The sequence below is a fragment of the Burkholderia sp. IDO3 genome (assembly GCF_003366075.1).
GTDB classification, from domain to species: Bacteria; Pseudomonadota; Gammaproteobacteria; order Burkholderiales; family Burkholderiaceae; genus Burkholderia; species Burkholderia anthina.
Map to the genome: position 1 here is coordinate 1,345,372 of NZ_CP028963.1, position 15,598 is coordinate 1,360,969.

The 15,598-nt window shown below is 69.8% G+C and carries 18 protein-coding genes; 13 read left to right on the top strand and 5 right to left on the bottom strand.

The genetic code is table 11. From position 1 onward, the window contains the following. Window positions 1-5 precede the first annotated feature (5 nt). From mdcC to DCN14_RS20890, 8 genes are all read left to right on the top strand, one after another. A complete protein-coding gene (mdcC, locus tag DCN14_RS20855) occupies window positions 6-320 on the top strand; it encodes a malonate decarboxylase acyl carrier protein (RefSeq protein WP_096502802.1) in 315 nt (104 codons plus the stop codon). Next, on the top strand, window positions 317-1,252 hold the full coding sequence (locus DCN14_RS20860) for a biotin-independent malonate decarboxylase subunit beta (RefSeq protein WP_096502800.1): 936 nt from the start codon (window positions 317-319) through the stop codon (window positions 1,250-1,252). Before mdcC ends, DCN14_RS20860 begins: the two co-directional genes overlap by 4 nt. After that, window positions 1,239-1,946 carry a biotin-independent malonate decarboxylase subunit gamma gene (gene mdcE, locus DCN14_RS20865; protein WP_096502798.1) on the top strand — a complete coding sequence of 236 codons (708 nt, stop codon included), beginning with the start codon at window positions 1,239-1,241 and terminating at the stop codon, window positions 1,944-1,946. The genes DCN14_RS20860 and mdcE overlap by 14 nt, the downstream gene beginning before the upstream one ends. Continuing rightward, window positions 1,933-2,601, top strand: a complete 669-nt coding sequence (gene mdcG / locus DCN14_RS20870; protein ID WP_096502974.1) for a malonate decarboxylase holo-[acyl-carrier-protein] synthase — start codon at window positions 1,933-1,935, stop codon at window positions 2,599-2,601. The genes mdcE and mdcG overlap by 14 nt, the downstream gene beginning before the upstream one ends. Further along, window positions 2,598-3,470 carry a triphosphoribosyl-dephospho-CoA synthase MdcB gene (gene mdcB, locus DCN14_RS20875; RefSeq protein ID WP_096502796.1) on the top strand — a complete coding sequence of 291 codons (873 nt, stop codon included), beginning with the start codon at window positions 2,598-2,600 and terminating at the stop codon, window positions 3,468-3,470. The genes mdcG and mdcB overlap by 4 nt, the downstream gene beginning before the upstream one ends. Further along, on the top strand, window positions 3,467-4,399 hold the full coding sequence (gene mdcH, locus DCN14_RS20880; RefSeq protein ID WP_096502794.1) for a malonate decarboxylase subunit epsilon: 933 nt from the start codon (window positions 3,467-3,469) through the stop codon (window positions 4,397-4,399). The genes mdcB and mdcH overlap by 4 nt, the downstream gene beginning before the upstream one ends. A 161-nt stretch (window positions 4,400-4,560) precedes the next feature. Beyond that, complete coding sequence (locus tag DCN14_RS20885; protein WP_096502792.1) at window positions 4,561-5,082, top strand: phospholipase D-like domain-containing protein; 522 nt, start codon at window positions 4,561-4,563, stop codon at window positions 5,080-5,082. Window positions 5,083-5,261: 179 nt separating this feature from the next. Further along, window positions 5,262-5,930 (top strand): phosphoribosyltransferase family protein, encoded by a 669-nt coding sequence (locus DCN14_RS20890; RefSeq protein ID WP_240327412.1) that lies wholly within the window; start codon window positions 5,262-5,264, stop codon window positions 5,928-5,930. Here the strand turns inward: DCN14_RS20890 and phaZ are convergent. Beyond that, window positions 5,917-7,140, bottom strand: coding sequence for a polyhydroxyalkanoate depolymerase (gene phaZ / locus DCN14_RS20895; protein WP_096502788.1), 1,224 nt, complete (start codon window positions 7,138-7,140; stop codon window positions 5,917-5,919). The two genes, DCN14_RS20890 and phaZ, sit on opposite strands and share 14 nt — an antisense overlap. Window positions 7,141-7,306: 166 nt before the next feature. On the opposite strand from phaZ, the gene DCN14_RS20900 reads away from it, so the two are divergent. Beyond that, a complete protein-coding gene (locus tag DCN14_RS20900; RefSeq protein WP_096502786.1) occupies window positions 7,307-7,936 on the top strand; it encodes a glutathione S-transferase in 630 nt (209 codons plus the stop codon). A gap of 344 nt (window positions 7,937-8,280) precedes the next feature. After that, on the top strand, window positions 8,281-8,478 hold the full coding sequence (locus DCN14_RS20905; RefSeq protein ID WP_096502972.1) for a hypothetical protein: 198 nt from the start codon (window positions 8,281-8,283) through the stop codon (window positions 8,476-8,478). Window positions 8,479-8,585: 107 nt separating this feature from the next. On the opposite strand, the gene proP is transcribed toward DCN14_RS20905, so the two are convergent. Further along, a complete protein-coding gene (proP, locus tag DCN14_RS20910) occupies window positions 8,586-10,070 on the bottom strand; it encodes a glycine betaine/L-proline transporter ProP (RefSeq protein ID WP_096502970.1) in 1,485 nt (494 codons plus the stop codon). A 540-nt stretch (window positions 10,071-10,610) separates the two neighbouring features. Between proP and DCN14_RS20920 the strand changes: the two genes are divergently transcribed. Further along, window positions 10,611-10,943 carry a YnfA family protein gene (locus DCN14_RS20920; protein ID WP_096502784.1) on the top strand — a complete coding sequence of 111 codons (333 nt, stop codon included), beginning with the start codon at window positions 10,611-10,613 and terminating at the stop codon, window positions 10,941-10,943. Between the two features lie 51 nt (window positions 10,944-10,994). On the opposite strand, the gene dnaQ is transcribed toward DCN14_RS20920, so the two are convergent. Genes dnaQ through DCN14_RS20935 form a run of 3 tightly spaced genes read right to left on the bottom strand, consistent with a single transcriptional unit; the run spans window position 10,995 to window position 13,020 of the window. After that, window positions 10,995-11,729: a DNA polymerase III subunit epsilon gene (dnaQ, locus tag DCN14_RS20925; RefSeq protein WP_096502782.1), complete on the bottom strand. Its 735-nt coding sequence runs from the start codon at window positions 11,727-11,729 to the stop codon at window positions 10,995-10,997. Window positions 11,730-11,767: 38 nt separating this feature from the next. Continuing rightward, window positions 11,768-12,211 carry a ribonuclease HI gene (rnhA, locus tag DCN14_RS20930; RefSeq protein WP_096502780.1) on the bottom strand — a complete coding sequence of 148 codons (444 nt, stop codon included), beginning with the start codon at window positions 12,209-12,211 and terminating at the stop codon, window positions 11,768-11,770. After that, window positions 12,208-13,020: a class I SAM-dependent methyltransferase gene (locus DCN14_RS20935; RefSeq protein WP_096502778.1), complete on the bottom strand. Its 813-nt coding sequence runs from the start codon at window positions 13,018-13,020 to the stop codon at window positions 12,208-12,210. Before DCN14_RS20935 ends, rnhA begins: the two co-directional genes overlap by 4 nt. An 18-nt stretch (window positions 13,021-13,038) precedes the next feature. On the opposite strand from DCN14_RS20935, the gene gloB reads away from it, so the two are divergent. Both gloB and DCN14_RS20950 read left to right on the top strand, forming a co-directional pair. Further along, window positions 13,039-13,845: a hydroxyacylglutathione hydrolase gene (gene gloB, locus DCN14_RS20940; RefSeq protein ID WP_096502776.1), complete on the top strand. Its 807-nt coding sequence runs from the start codon at window positions 13,039-13,041 to the stop codon at window positions 13,843-13,845. Window positions 13,846-14,007: 162 nt separating this feature from the next. Further along, window positions 14,008-15,591 carry a transglycosylase SLT domain-containing protein gene (locus DCN14_RS20950; protein ID WP_096502772.1) on the top strand — a complete coding sequence of 528 codons (1,584 nt, stop codon included), beginning with the start codon at window positions 14,008-14,010 and terminating at the stop codon, window positions 15,589-15,591. Window positions 15,592-15,598 lie beyond the last annotated feature (7 nt).

The window sequence follows — 15,598 nt, forward strand, 5'->3', positions numbered from 1 at the left end:
AGGGCATGGAACAGTTGAACTACCGCTTCACCGCGCGCGAACGCGCGAAGGGCGAACGGGCCACGGCGCTCGTCGGCGTGGTCGCGTCCGGCAATCTCGAAGTGCTCGTCGAGCGCGTGCTGCCGGGCAACGAATGCGAGATCGACATCCGCACCGCGGCGGTCGGTTTCGGCGCGGTCTGGCAGGCCGTCGTGTCGGACTTCGTCGAACGGCGCACGCCGGGCGGCCTGAAGCTGTCGATCAACGACGGCGGCGCGCGGCCCGACATGGTGTCGCTGCGGCTCGCGCAGGCCGTGCGCGCGATCGAGGGGGACGCATGATGACCGACGTGATTCACGATGCACCGGCGTTCGTCGCGAACGGCGCGAGCTGGTACGAAGCGTCGGCGCGCCAGCGCGTCGACGGGCTGCTCGATGCGGGCAGCTTCACCGAATTTCTCGGGCCGGGCGAACGCGTGACGAGCCCGCACCTGCCGCTGTTCGGCCTGCCGCAGCAGTTCGACGACGGGATGGTGGTCGGCCACGGCCGGCTCGACGGCCAGCCGGTGTTCGTCGCCGCGCAGGAAGGCCGCTTCATGGGCGGCGCGTTCGGCGAAGTGCATGGCGCGAAGCTCACGGGGCTGCTGCGCGCGGCGCGCGAACTCGGCACGCCCGTGCTGATCCTGTTCGATACGGGCGGCGTGCGGCTGCAGGAAGCGAACGCGGGCGAGCTGGCGATCGCCGAGATCATGCGCGCGCTCGTCGACGCGCGCGCGGCTGGCGTGCCGGTGATCGGGCTGATCGGCGGGCGGGCGGGCTGCTACGGCGGCGGCGGTCTGCTCGCCGCGTGCTGTTCGGCGCTCGCGGTGTCCGAGCAGGGGCGCATCAGCGTGTCGGGGCCCGAAGTGATCGAGACCAACCGCGGCGTCGAGGAATTCGATGCGAAGGACCGCGCGCTGATCTGGCGCACGATGGGCGGCAAGCACCGCCGGCTGATCGGCGGCGCGGATCGCTACGTCGCGGACACGCCCGACGCGTTTCGCGCGGCCGCGCTCGAACTGCTCGGCCGTGCGCCGGCGTTCGATGCGGCGATGCTGCGCGCGGAGCAGGCGCGTCTCGAAGCGCGGATCGAACGGTTCGGCGCATGCAGGGATGCGCTCGACGTGTGGCGGGCGCTCGGCGCGGACAACGCGGAAGCGATCCCCGGCATGCCCGACGACGCATTCGCGAAACTCGCCGACCAGTTACAGGAGCCGAAGCATGACGCTCGATGAAGTCCTGACCTCGCTGTTCCCTGAAGGCCATTCGATCGCGCGAACCGGCGGTCTGCTCACGGGCCATGCGGAACTGGCCGGCACGCGCGTCGACGTGATCGGTGTGGCCGACCGTTTGCCGTTCGGCATCGACGAAGCCGTGACGCTCGCGTCGCACGTGCTCGACACGCTCGAGCGCGGCGGCGACACGCCGATTCTCGTGCTGGTCGACAGCGACAGCCAGCGGATGAGCAAGCGCGACGAACTGCTCGGGCTGAACGAATGCCTGTCGCATCTTGCGAAATGCCTGATGCACGCGGAGCTCGCCGGGCACCGGACGATCGGCCTGCTGTACGGTCATACGGCCGCGGGCGCGTTCATCGCGACCGCGCTCGCGACGCGCACGCTGCTCGCGGTGCCGGGCGCGGAACCGGAAGTGATGGACCTGCCGTCGATGTCGCGCGTGACGAAGCTGCCGATCGACGTGCTGAAGGAGATGGCGCGCTCGACGCCGGTGTTCGCGCCGGGGCTCGACAACCTGGTGAAGATGGGGGCCGTGGACGCCGTGCTCGATCCGGCCCGCGCGCTCGACGCGCAGGTGGGCGAATGGCTCGGCAAGCCGGCGGCGCGCGTCGATGCGCGTGCGGCGCGCGGCCGGCCGGTCGCGGCCGACGTCGCGAAGCGCGTCGAGGCACTTGCGCGTGCCGCGCGCTGACACGCCGCTGCGCCGCCACACGCTCGTCACGCTGACGGCGAACGGGTGGCGCGACGCGGGTGCGCGCGATCCGGCGCTCGCGGCCGATCCGCTCGTACGGGCGTGGTCGGCACGCGGCTGGCCGCTCGTCGTGCGCCGCGCGTCACCGGACGAAGCCGATGCCGGCCGCGTGCCGCTCGGCCTGCCGCTGCCGCCTTCCGCGGGCAAGCGGCGCGTCGCGCTGAACGTTGCTGCCGACGCGCTCGCGTCGGTCGGCCCGCTGCCTGCGCTGGCCGACGTACTCGCTGCCGCGCCCGATGCATGGCACGCGCCGTTGCGCGAGCTGGACGCGCTTGGCGCACGCTGCGGCGTGCCGGGCCGCGTGTTCGGCAGCCTCGCGTGGCAGGCGCTGACGGGCGAGCGCTATCTGAGCGAATCCTCCGATCTCGACATCGCTTTTCCGCTGCCGGACGCCGCGTCGCTCGCGCCGCTGCTCGACGGGCTGGCCGACATCGACGCGCGCGCGCCGATGCGCATCGACGGCGAGCTGCTGCGCGGCGACGGCGCGGGCGTGAACTGGCGCGAGCTGCATGCGCGGCTACCCGAAGTCGCGGTCAAGACCGCGATCGCCGTCGAATTGATGTCGGCCGACGCGTTCACGGGAGGCGTGCAATGAACGCCCGGGCGGCTTGCCGCGCACCGGCGCCGTCCGATGCCGAGCGCATCGCCGGGCTTGCCGAGCGCAGCCTCGTGCTGGAAATCGAGACCTACCCGAAGCCGGGGCTCGTCAGCCACGTCGACACCGGCAGTCATGCGGACATGGATGCCGCGACGTTCGAACGCAGCGCGGCCGTATTGCGGCCGTACTTCGCGGAACTGGCCGACGCCGGCGCACGCGACGCGGACATGACCGTGCTGCGCAAGATCGGCCTGCGTGCGGAACACGCGATGCTTGCCGCGACCGGCGGCGTCAATACGCATCGCGGCGCAATCTTCGGGCTCGGGCTGCTGTGCGCGGCCGCGGGCCGCCGCATGGCGTCCGGCATGGCGGCCCCGGCGAGCGCGATGACGCTCGGCGCATGGGTCGCGCGGCGCTGGGGCACCGAGATCCTCGGCGGCCCGCGACTGCCCGACAGCCACGGCGAGCGTGCGAGCCGCCGCTACGGCGTGGGCGGCGCACGCCGCGAGGCGGCCGGCGGTTTCACGACCGTTTACCGCGTCGGGTTGCCGGCGCTGCGCCGCGCACAACGCAGCATGCCGGACGACGCGCACGCCGCGCGCGTCGACGCGTGCTTCGCGCTGATCGCCGCGCTCGACGATACGAATCTGCTGCACCGGGGCGGCCAGGCCGGCCTCGATTTCGCGCGGGCGACCGCGCGTGCGTTCGTCGCGCGCGGCGGCATCCGCGCCCGCGACTGGCGGTTGCACGCGGTCGCGGCGCACCATGCGTTCGTCGCTCGCCGGTTGAGCCCGGGCGGCGCGGCCGACCTGCTGGCGATGAGCGTGTTCGTCGATGCGCTCGAAGCGGACGGGGAGGGGCGATGACGCTGGCGATCCTGTGTTCGGGGCAAGGCGCGCAGCGCGCCGACATGTTCGAACTGACCGGCACGGCGCCGCAGGCCGATGCGTTGTTCGCGCACGCGGGCCGGCTCCTCGGCGACGATCCGCGCAACTGGGTGCGGACCGCCGCCCCGGACGCGCTGCGCGAGAACCGCGCCGCGCAGATTCTCTGCACGGTGCAGGCGCTCGCGGCGGCCGCGCTGCTCGACGCGGTATGGCCGCGCCGTCGCTGCGTCGCCGGTTACAGCGTCGGCGAAGTCGCGTCGTGGAGCGTCGCGGGGATGATCGATCCGCACGACGCGCTGGACCTGGCCGATGCGCGTGCGCGCGCGATGGATGCCGCCAGCGGCGGCGATGAACGGATGGTATTCGTGCGCGGGCTGACGCGCGCGCAACTCGCGCAACTGTGTGACGGCCGCGATGCGGCGATCGCGATCGCCAATCCCGGCGACGCGTTCGTGGTTGCCGGACGCCAGGCCGACGTCGATGCGGTGGCCGACGATGCGGCGCGCGACGGTGCGCTGCGCGTCGCGCCCGTCTGCGTGCGGATTGCGTCGCACACGCGCCGTCTCGCGTCGGCGGTGCCCGCGTTTCGTGCGTCGCTGGCGGCGGTGAACGTGCGCCGGCCGCTGCCGGGCACGCGGCTGTTTTCGGGGATCGACGGCGCGTCGGTGCTCGATGCCGACGCGGGGCTCGACAAGCTCGCGCGGCAGATCGCGGAGCCGGTCGAGTGGGCGGCTTGCCTGGCCGCGTGCGTCGAGGCCGGCGCGACCGCGTTTCTCGAACTCGGCCCCGGCCGCGCGCTGGCCGAGATGGCGAGCGGCGCGTATCCGGCGCTGCCGGCGCGCAGCGTCGCGGATTTCCGTTCCGTCGACGGCGTGGCGAACTGGCTCGCACGTGTTTCAGCCGGCTGACGGGCGGCACGCCGTCAGCGCGGAAACACCGCCCAAACACCGCGAAACGGGCGCTGAAATCGGGCCCGAAACAGCCCGGCCACCGGCCGTCGCGCACCGTGTGTTGCGCCGGCGCAGCAGCGTTGCAGCGAGCGCTTGCCATGCGAATTGGCGTCGCTACAATGGCGCCCGCCATGAGACCCGTCGCCTTCCTTTTCGCCGCGTTCGGCTGCGCGGCGACCGCCCACGCCAGCCCGATTCCGTCCGATGCCGCATCGGTCGGCGCATACTTTTCGTATGACAATGCGGCGGCCGATGCGACCGTCGACCTGATCGGGCAGGCCCAGCGCCGCGTGCTGCTGGCCGGCTACGCGTATGTGCCGCCCGCGGTCGCGGCGGCGCTGCGCGCGGCGCGCGCGCGTGGAGCCGACGTGCGTGTCGTGCTGGTGCGCTCGTCGCACGCCGGCAAGTACAGCGGCGCAGGCTATCTGAAATCGGCCGGCATCGACGTGGCGATCGATTCGCGGCATGGCGACCCCGCACCGCGCTTCGTGATCGTCGACGACAGCGTCGCGCTCACGACGCTGTCCGACGGCGCTGCGGTGCATGCGGAAACGGTGAACGTGTTCCAGCGCGCACCGGAACTCGCGCAGTCGTATGCGCAGTCGTTCTGGCGGCTGTACCGGCAGGCGGCCGGGCTCTGACCCGTCGCAACCGCCCGTCCGAACGCACAGCGCGTCAAGCCCCTGCCTTTCTTCCCCCAACCGGCATCTCGCCGACGCGGTTGCGACCCTGCTTGCATCGGCGTGGTTGATGCACCATGCTCGTTGGACAGGCACCGGTGCGGGCTTCGCGGATCCGGCGCCACGGCAGGGAGCCGATCGTGACCGAGTATTTTGCCGATCGCGCGGACGCGGGCCGTCAGTTGGCCGACGCGCTGCGCGACTATGCGGGGCGTCGCGACGTCGTCGTGCTCGCGTTGCCGCGCGGTGGCGTGCCGGTCGCATTTCCGGTCGCCGTTGCGCTGCGCGCGCCGCTCGACGTGCTGGTCGTGCGCAAGCTTGGTGCGCCGTCCGATCCCGAGTTCGCGATGGGCGCGATCGCGACCGGCGGGGCGGCCCACCTGCAGCACTCGGAGATCCGTGCGCTGGGCGTGACCGGCGCACAGCTTGCCGACGTGATCGCGCGCGAGACTGCCGAACTGCAGCGCCGCGACGCGCTGTATCGCGGCGCCCGGCCGCCGCTGCCGGTCGACGGCCGCATTGCGATCGTGGTCGACGACGGCATCGCGACCGGCGCATCGATGCGCGTCGCGCTGCAGGCGCTGCGCGAGCGCCGCCCGGCACGCATCGTGGCCGCAGCACCCGTCGCGCCGGCCGGCGCCCGGCATGCGTTCGGCGATCTCGCCGACGCGTTCGTGACGGTGGCGCAACCGCTGCGGTTCTTCGGGATCAGCCAGTTCTACGCGCGTTTCGAGCAGACCGGAGACGACGAAGTACGCGCGCTGCTCGACGCGGCCCGCGCCCGGGACGACGACACTACGTCCGCCTGATCCTGCGCCGGCGCGTTCCAGCGCGCGCGGCCTCGGCCAGCGCGAACACGCGCTGCAGCGCCGGATGGACGTCGCCGCGCCAGCGCGCGCCCGTGAACAATCCGTAGTGATCGCATTCGTCGATATCGACGCGGTGACGTTCGCCGGCCGTGAGGCCGCGGCACATTTCGAGTGCCGCATGTGTCTGCCCGGCGCCCGTGACGGCGTCGCACGCCCCTTCGACGGTCAGCAGCGCGACGTCGCGCAGCGCGGCCGGCTCGACGCGCCGGCCGCCCACCTCCCACGTGCCGTTCGCCAGGCACATCCGCTGGAACACGATATCGACGGTATCCAGGAAGTACTCGGCCGGCATGTCGAGCAGCGCCGTGTATTCGCGCAGCGCGCGCCGCGCGTCGGCCAGCCCCGTCATGTCGAAGTGCGACGCGGCGCGCGCGTAGTCCTCGATCAGCAGCAGGAAGCGCTGCGGATACAGCAGCGCGATCTCGCCTTGCTGAAGATAGGTCGGGAACACGTGCCGGCCACGGCCGGGGAAGCAGGGCGGCACGATGTCGATCAGATGGCGGCGGCACCACGTCAGCGAACGGGACGCGGCGGTGGTGCCGAGCGTCGTCGGATTGACGCGCGCGTCGAGCGGGCCGCCGATCAGCGTGATGCTCGCCGGCGGCGGCAGGCCGCGCGCGGCGCGCAGCGCGAGCGCGCCGAGCGCGGGCACGGTTGCCTGGCATATGGCGACGACGTGCAGCGGCCGGTCGTCCCGTACGAGCGCATCGACGAAGCCGTCGAGCGTCGCCACGTACTCGTCGAGCCCGAAGCGGCCCGACGCGACCGGGATGTCGCGCGCATTGATCCAGTCGGTCACGCACACGTCGCCGTCGGCCAGCAGCGTCTCGACGCTCTCCCGCATCATCACGGCCGCGTGCCCGGCGAGCGGCGCGCACAGCAGCACCGTACGCTGCGCGTTCTCGCGCGCGAAGCGCCGCAAATGGCAGAACGGCGTGCGCGCGACGAGCTGTTCGTCGACGGCCGGCCGCCGGATATCGAAGCGCGGCGGCCCGGCGGGCGGCCCGAGCAGCGGCTCGAACAGGTCGTCGTAGCACGACGACGCGGCATGCGGCAGCGTCGCGGCCGGCCACGCATCGAACGCGTGACGCGTTGCCGCGCGCCATGCGCGCATCCATTCCCGCTGCTGCTCGACGACGGCGTACCACATGGAGAACCTTGATGTGGAAGGGGCGTGAATCTGCATTATGGCCACTCCGGCCGCGCAGCGGGTGTCGGATACGTGACCGAATGATGTGCGTTAAACATCGCCCTAGGCGGCGACGCGCGACGCTGCTACAGTCGTCGGTCCCATTCCCTCAAGCGGAGCGTTTGCGATGAAGCTGATCGGCATGCTGGATTCCCCGTTCGTGCGCCGTGTCGCCATTTCGGCGAAGCTGCTCGACCTGCCGTTCGAACACGAGTCGATCTCGGTGTTCCGTCACTTCGACCAGTTCCGGACGATCAACCCGGTCGTCAAGGCGCCGACGCTCGTGACCGACGACGGCACGAAGCTGCTCGACTCGTCGCTGATCGTCGACTACCTCGACCATCGCGTCGCGCCGGAGCGGCGCCTGCTGCCCGACGCCGCCGATGCGCGGCTGCGCGTGCTCGTGCCGGTCGGCTTCGCGCTGGCGGCGGCCGAGAAGACGGTGCAGGTCGTGTACGAGCAGGCGCTGCGGCCGGCCGACAAGCAACACGCACCGTGGCTCGAGCGCGTGTTGAGCCAGCTCGAGGCCGCGTATGGCGAACTCGAGCCGCTCGTCGCGGCCGCGAGCGGCTGGCTCGGCGGTGCGCGCCTGCTGCAGTCCGACGTGACGGTGGCGGTCGCGTGGCGCTTCACGCAGTACATGGCCGCCGAGTACCCGGCGCTCGGCCGGATCGATCCGGCCCGTTATCCGGCGCTTGCCGCACATTCGGCGCGTGCCGAGGCGTTGCCGGCGTTCGTCGAGACGCCGCTGGACTGAAGCCGGCGGCGGGCATGCCGGCCGGTGAGGGCGGCGTGCCGCAGCGGTGCGGTCAACGTGCTGTCCGGCGGGATCGGTGCAGGCACCCGATACGCACCGCCCGGTCGGTAGTCATCCAGTGCGCCGCGGCTTGCTTTCATGCGACGCCGCGCCCGGACATGCGCGTTGCATCAGTCCGTTTGCGCGGCCGGGCCGGCCGCTCGTCGCCCGCTCGGGCCAGCCGGACAAGGGCGTCGCCGATTGTTCGCGGCCGCCGACAAGTGACTTCGCATTCGCGCTGTTTATCCGGACGAGTCCCGTCCCTAGAATCCACTCCATCGAATAGGTATTGCCTGATGGAGCCGATGATGAGAGCGCTGATCGAATCGAGCCTGTACCACCCGTCCGTCGTGTTGCCGCTTGCCGCGCTGACGCAGTTGATGGTCGAGCGCGATTTCAATCTCAGCCAGGTCGGGCTGATCGTCGCCGCGCGTGGCGCGCAGGCCGCGGTGTCGCGCTCGCGCGCGCTGATCTTCTGCCGTCACTGCGAAGCGCACGCATGAGCGGGCCTTTGCCGCGCCCATAAAAAAACCCGGCCGGCGCAAGCCGGTCGGGCAGATCGGATTCGATCGAGCCCCGGCTTCGGCCGGGGCTTTTTCATTGTCGGCGTTCAGGCACGGGCGGGCGACCCGACGCTGTAGACTTGCGCGTCGTCGTCCTCGCGCAGTTGACGCACGAGCTGGTGTGCCTCGCGGCGCGACGCGACGGCCGGCGGCGAGCCCTTGAGCGGCTGGCGCGCGGTTTCGGCGAGCGCGACGACCGACACGATGCCGATCACGGCGGCGCCCATCATGTAGTACGCGGGCATCATCAGGTTGTGGGTCACGTCGACGAGCCACGCGGTCATCAGCGGCGTCGTACCGCCGAACAGCGACACCGACACGTTGAAGCCGATCGCGAGCGCGCCGTAGCGGATCTCGGTCGGGAACAGCGCCGGCAGCGCCGACGGCATCACGCCGGTGAAGCACGACAGCAGCACGCCGAGGATCAGCAGGCCGGCGAACACCGACGCGGTGGTGCCCGCATGAATCAGCATCATCGACGGGATCGACAGCACGAGCAGGCCCACGCAGCCGGCGAGCATCACCGGCTTGCGGCCGACCTTGTCCGACAGGCGGCCGGCGGCGAGCGTCAGCGGCATCATCAGCACCATCACGATCAGCACGAGCACGAGGCTGTGCGACTCGTCGAAGTGCAGCGTCGACGACATGAAGCTCGGCAGGTACGACAGCACCATGTAGTCGGTCACGTTGAAGATCAGCACGAGGCCGACGCAGAGCAGCAGCGCGCGCCAGTTGCGCATCAGCGTTTCGCGGAAGCGCGTCTTCGGCACGGCCTTGTCCTGCGCTTCGCGCGCTTCGGCCTGGCGTTTGAACGCGGGCGTTTCCTCGAGCTTCATCCGGATGTACAGCCCGATCAGGCCGAGCGGGCCCGCGATCAGGAACGGCACGCGCCAGCCCCACGACAGCAGCGCTTCCTGCGACAGCGACGCGGTGAGCAGCGCGACGACGCCGGCGCCCATCACATAGCCGATCAGCGTGCCGAACTCAAGGAAGCTGCCCATGAAGCCGCGGCGCTTGTCGGTCGAGAATTCGGCGATGAAGGTGGCGGCGCCGCCGTATTCGCCGCCGGTCGAGAAGCCCTGCACGAGACGGGCGACGAGCAGCAGCACGGGCGCCATGATGCCGATCGACGCGTAGCTGGGGATCAGGCCGATCGCGAAGGTGCCGACGGCCATCATGATCATCGTCGCGGCGAGCACGCGCTGACGGCCGATGCGATCGCCGAGCGGGCCGAACACCATGCCGCCGAGCGGGCGCACGAGGAACGCGGCCGCGAACGTGCCGAAGGTCGCGAGCAACTGCGCGGACGGGCTGCTGGACGGGAAGAACACCTTGCCGAGCGTGACGGCGATGTAGCTGTAGACGCCGAAGTCGAACCATTCCATCGCATTGCCGATGGCCATCGCGCTGACGGCGCGCTTGAGCAGGCTCTGGTCGACGACGGTAATGTCGTCCGCGACGAGCGGGGCCTCGGCGGACGACGGGGAGGAAGAAGCAGCGGTCGGGCTGACGTGTGTTGCGGTCAAGGTCATGCACTCCTTTGACTGCGCCGAACGGGCGGGCCGTCCGACACGGTTTGCCGGCAAGCGCGATGTCGCGTGCTGCGCGTCGGGGCAAGCCTTTAAGCACTTACTGCACATCGGGCGGCAAGACGCTGCAAGGGATTGCTTCGACGCGGGCCCGATGGGCCGTCGCGACGGTGCGCTCATGAAGAATGGGCCGCGTGATGCGAGCGGCAGATGCCGGTGCGGACTCAGTGTCCGGCGTTCCGGCAAGCGCCCCGGAGGGGCAACGAAACGAGAAAAGCGGGCCTGTCGGGCGGGCTTTCCTGTGGGTGCAATTTCGGTCGAAGCACCGGCCCGCAACGCGCGGACGGACTTCTTGCGAAATCGAATAGACAGAGATTGAATGTTGAAACAGGCGACATGATAGCACGATGGCAGACGATCGTGCAAATTGCCCGGAATCCCCCGTGTGGCGGGGCTTCCGGCGAAACCGGTTCCGGTATGATCGGCGGCGCGCGGCGGGGTCGCGCCGCCCTCGGGACGGGGGCCGAATCTGCGAGGAACCGGATGACCGAACTGATGAAGATCGCGGCGCTGTTCGCCGTTACCGCGCTGGCCGAAATCGTCGGCTGCTATCTGCCGTGGCTCGTGCTGAAGGGCGGCCGGCCCGTGTGGCTGCTGGTGCCGGCCGCGCTGTCGCTCGCCTTGTTCGCGTGGCTGCTGACCCTGCATCCGAGCGCGGCGGGGCGCACGTACGCAGCGTACGGCGGCGTGTACATCGCGGTGGCGCTGATCTGGCTGCGGGTCGTCGACGGTGTCGCGCTGACCCGCTGGGACGTGGCCGGCGCGGTGCTCGCGCTCGGCGGGATGGCCGTCATCGCGCTGCAGCCGCGCGCGTGAGCGCGGCTGCAGGCGTGGCCGCCTATGGCCTATGGCCGGTGAAGCGCCGCGTCAGGCGGCGGCCGTGGTGTCCGCGTCGGCGCTCTTGCGCCACACGCAGGTGCCCTTGACCGACTTGTCGAGCTCGTCGAGCTGGGTCTGGTGCGCGGCGAGTTCGTCGTCGCTCGCGGCGAGAACGGGCAGGTCGAGCGACGCGAGCGATACGCGCTGACCGTTCGCGGCGCCGCCGGCGGCATCCACGTCGTCGAGCATGTCGATCACGAGGCTGTCCTGGCCGCGCGTCATCGCGAGATAGACTTCGGCGAGCAGTTCCGAGTCGAGCAGTGCGCCGTGCAGCGTCCGGTGTGCGTTGCTGATGTCGAAGCGGTCGCACAGCGCGTCGAGCGAGTTGCGCTTGCCCGGGAACATCTGCTTGGCCTGCACGAGCGTGTCGATCACGCCGCCGCAATGCTCGGTGAACGGCGGCAGGCCGAGCCGTGCGAACTCCGCATCGAGGAACCCGAGGTCGAACGGCGCGTTGTGGATGATCAGCTCGGCGTCCTTCACGAAGTCGCGGATCTGGTCGGCGACTTCGGCGAATTTCGGCTTGTCGCTGAGGAATTCGGTCGTGAGGCCGTGCACCGCCAGCGCGCCCGGATCGCTGTCGCGCTCGGGGTTCACGTAGATGTGCAGGTTGTTGCCGGTGAGCCGTCGGTTCAGCAGCTCGACGCAGCCGATTTCGATCAGGCGATCGCCCGTGCGGGGATTCAGGCCGGTGGTTTCGGTATCGAGAATGATCTGGCGCATGTCGGATAAATCGGGAAAGACAGGAGGGTGGCCCGGGCTCAGGCCGTGAGCGATTCGACGCCGCGATTCGCGAGCGCGTCCGCGCGTTCGTTTTCGGGATGGCCGGCGTGGCCCTTCACCCAGCGCCACTCGACCTCGTGCTGCGCGACGAGCGCGTCGAGCCGCTTCCACAGGTCGGCGTTCTTCACCGGCGTTTTCGCCGCGGTGACCCAGCCTTTCTTCTTCCAGCCGTGGATCCACTCGCTGATGCCTTTCTGCACGTATTGCGAGTCGGTATGGACGATCACGCGGCACGGCCGCTTCAGCGCCTCGAGCGCGGCGATCACGCCCATCAGTTCCATGCGGTTGTTGGTCGTGTCGGGCTCGCCGCCGAACAGCTCCTTTTCGCGGTCGCCGTAGCGCAGCAGCGCGCCCCAGCCGCCGGGGCCGGGATTGCCCTTGCAGGCGCCGTCGGTATAGATGTCGATGGTGTCGGTGGTCATGAGTGTTCTTGATGGGTGGTCGGGGTGGCCGCCGGCGTCAGGCCCGGCGCGAGCACGGGCTTCTTCTTCCTGATCTGGCCGACGAGGCGCATGCCGCGCACGCGCTTGACGGCCGTGACCATGTAGACGGCGCCGAAGATCGGCCACCAGCGGTCGCCGGCGGCTTCCATGAAGCCGTAGCGGGCAAGCCATTTGTCGGTGGCGAGCGGCGGACGGTAACAGCCGAACCGGCCGCGCTCCAGATCGAAGCCGAGCAGCTTGATCCAGTCCTTGAGCCGGATGAACGCGATCTGGTCGCGCGCGGCCGGCACGAACGGCCGGTTGGCCATCCGGCCGAACGATTGGCGCATTCCCCACAGGCTCAGCGAATTGAAGCCGGTGATCACGAGCTGGCCTTCCGGCATCAGCACGCGTTCGGCCTCGCGCAGCAGGCGGTGCGGGTCGGACGTGAATTCGAGCGTGTGCGGCATCACGATCAGGTCGACGCTCTGCGACTCGAACGGCAGGTCGAGCAGATCGCTCCAGGTCGTGCTGCGATCGGCCGGCGCATGCTCCGGTGCGTGCGCTTCGCGCGCCCACGGGTACTGGTAGGGTGCGCTCGCGCCGCTTGCCGGATCGAGCACGAGCCCGCGATACGGCATGCGGTTCTCGCGCAGCGCATCGAGCTGCGGCAGCCCGAGCTGCAGCGCGTGAAATCCGAAGACGTCGGACACGATCCGGTCGAGCTGCGCCTGCTCCCAGCCCAGTACGTAGCGGCCGGGCGGCGAGTCGGTCCAGGCGGGCCAGTCTATAATTTGTCGGTCAGACATAACGATGATTGCGCGCCCATGAACGAGCTGGAATACGTGCCGGTACCGGCATTCGAAGACAACTACATCTGGCTCGTCTCGGACGGCCGCGATGCGATCGCCGTCGATCCGGGTGAAGCCGCGCCGGTGCGTCGGGTTCTTGCCGAACGCGGCTGGCGGTTGACCGCTATTTTACTCACGCACCATCACGCCGACCATGTCGGCGGTGTCGCGGCGCTGCGCGATAGCCAACCGGACGATGTGCCGCTGACCGTTTACGGCCCGGCGGCAGAAGCGATCGGCGTGGTCACGCACCCGCTCGCGGGCGGCGACCGCGTGACGCTCGACGCGCCCGCGCTCGCCTTCGACGTGCTCGACGTGCCGGGGCACACGCGCGGCCACATCGCGTACTTCCAGGCGGCCGGGCAGGGCGCCGCGGCCCCGCACGTGTTCTGCGGCGACACGCTGTTCTCGTGCGGCTGCGGCCGCCTGTTCGAAGGCACGCCCACGCAGATGCTCGCATCGCTCGACGCGCTCGCGGCGCTGCCCGGCGACACGCGCGTGCATTGCGCACACGAATACACGCTGTCGAACATCCGCTTCGCGCTTGCGTGCGAGCCGGGCAACGCCGCGCTCGCCGCATGGCGCGACGATGCGCAGGCGCTGCGCGCGCGCGGCATGCCGACCCTGCCCACGACGATCGCGCACGAGCGCGCGGTGAACCCGTTCATGCGGGCCGACAGCGCCGCCATTCGCACGACGCTCGAAGCCGAGCTTCACGAAACGGTGCCGGATCGCCTGGCGGCCTTCACGCTGATGCGCGAGTGGAAAAACCGCTTCCGATGATCCATTCCCGCGGCATTCCGGCGGACTCCAAAGCTCAGGTGGTGTCTGTAAAAATTGCTCCAAATGTAGGATTTCGCTGAGTTTTCGGTGTTTTTATTGACGTGAAGCACGCACTTCCGTAGTATCGCCTGCAATTTCCAGCCGTCGGAAGCCGAGATTTTCATGCGACTTATATTGAGCGCGCTGATGGTCCTGTTACTCGCCGCTTGTGCGAGCCAGGGCCCTGTCGCGAACAACGCCGCCGATTCGCAGGCGACGTCCACCTACCTCCGTAAATCAGCCACCGCCAAAGAAACTGTCGACGTCGACAAGCAATCCGTCGGCGACTTGACCAGTGCAGACACCGATCTCTGGGCGCGCATTCGTCGCGGCTTCCAGATGCCGGACCTGCAGAGCGACCTCGTCGACATGCAGACGACGTGGTACACGCAGCGCCCGGATTACGTGCAGCGCATGACCGAGCGCTCGCAGAAATATCTGTACCACATCGTCGAGGAACTCGAAGCGCGCCACATGCCGACCGAGCTCGCGCTGCTGCCGTTCATCGAGTCCGCGTACAACCCGCAGGCGCTGTCGGTCGCGAAGGCGGCCGGCATGTGGCAGTTCATGCCGGGCACGGGGCGCACGTACAACCTGAAGCGCAACATGTGGCAGGACGAACGGCGCGACGTGCTCGCGTCGACGAGCGCGGCGCTCGACTATCTGTCGCGCCTGCATGACATGTTCGGCGACTGGTATCTCGCGCTGGCCGCGTACAACTGGGGCGAGGGCAACGTGCAGCGCGCGATCGCGCGCAACCAGGCGGCCGGCTTGCCGACCGACTACCAGAGCCTGCGGATGCCGAACGAGACGCGCAACTATGTGCCGAAGCTGCAGGCGGTGAAGAACATCATCGCGAATCCGCAGCAGTACGGCCTTTCGCTGCCGGACATTCCGAACCACCCGTATTTCGTGACGGTCACCACGTCGCACGACATCGACGTCGCGGTTGCCGCGAAGCTCGCGAACCTGTCGCTCGACGAGTTCCGCTCGCTGAACCCGTCGTTCTCGAAGCCGGTGATCCTGGGGGCGACCGAGCCGCAGATCCTGCTGCCGTTCGACAACGCGGCGGCGTTCGAGAAGAACCTGAAGGCGTACGACGGCCAGCTGTCGTCGTGGACCACCTACACGGTCAGCGAGCGCGCGCGCCCGGCTGCGATCGCCGAGAAGATCGGCGTCGACGCCGATACGCTGATGTCGGTCAACAAGATTCCGGCCGGCATGCGCCTGAAGCCGGGCTCGACGATCGTCGTGCCGCGTAGCGACGACGACGACGAGGACATCAGTGCGGACGTGGCCGAAAACGCCGTGCTCGCGATGGAGCCCGACGTGCCCGACACGCGCAAGATGCTGATTCGCGTGCGTCGCAAGCAGTCGATGGCGGCGCTTGCCGGCCGCTACGGCGTGTCGGTCGGTCAGTTGAAGGCATGGAACCGCACGCGCCGCGATCTGGTGATGCCGGGCCAGGCGATCGTGCTGCACGTGCCGGTCGGCCGCGCGGTGCCGGCCGAGCCCGGTCCGGAGCGGATCGCGACGTCGGTCGGCGGCGCGCACATCGAGCGTGCGAGCCTGTCGGTCGGCGGCAAGTCGCGCGGCGCGAAGCACGGCGCCGCGAAGCCGGCGGCCCGCACCAAGGCGGCTCCGGCGAAGGCCGCGCCGGCCAAGGCCGCACCGAAGGCTGCCGCCCACAAGGGCAAGAAGAAGTAACGCGATA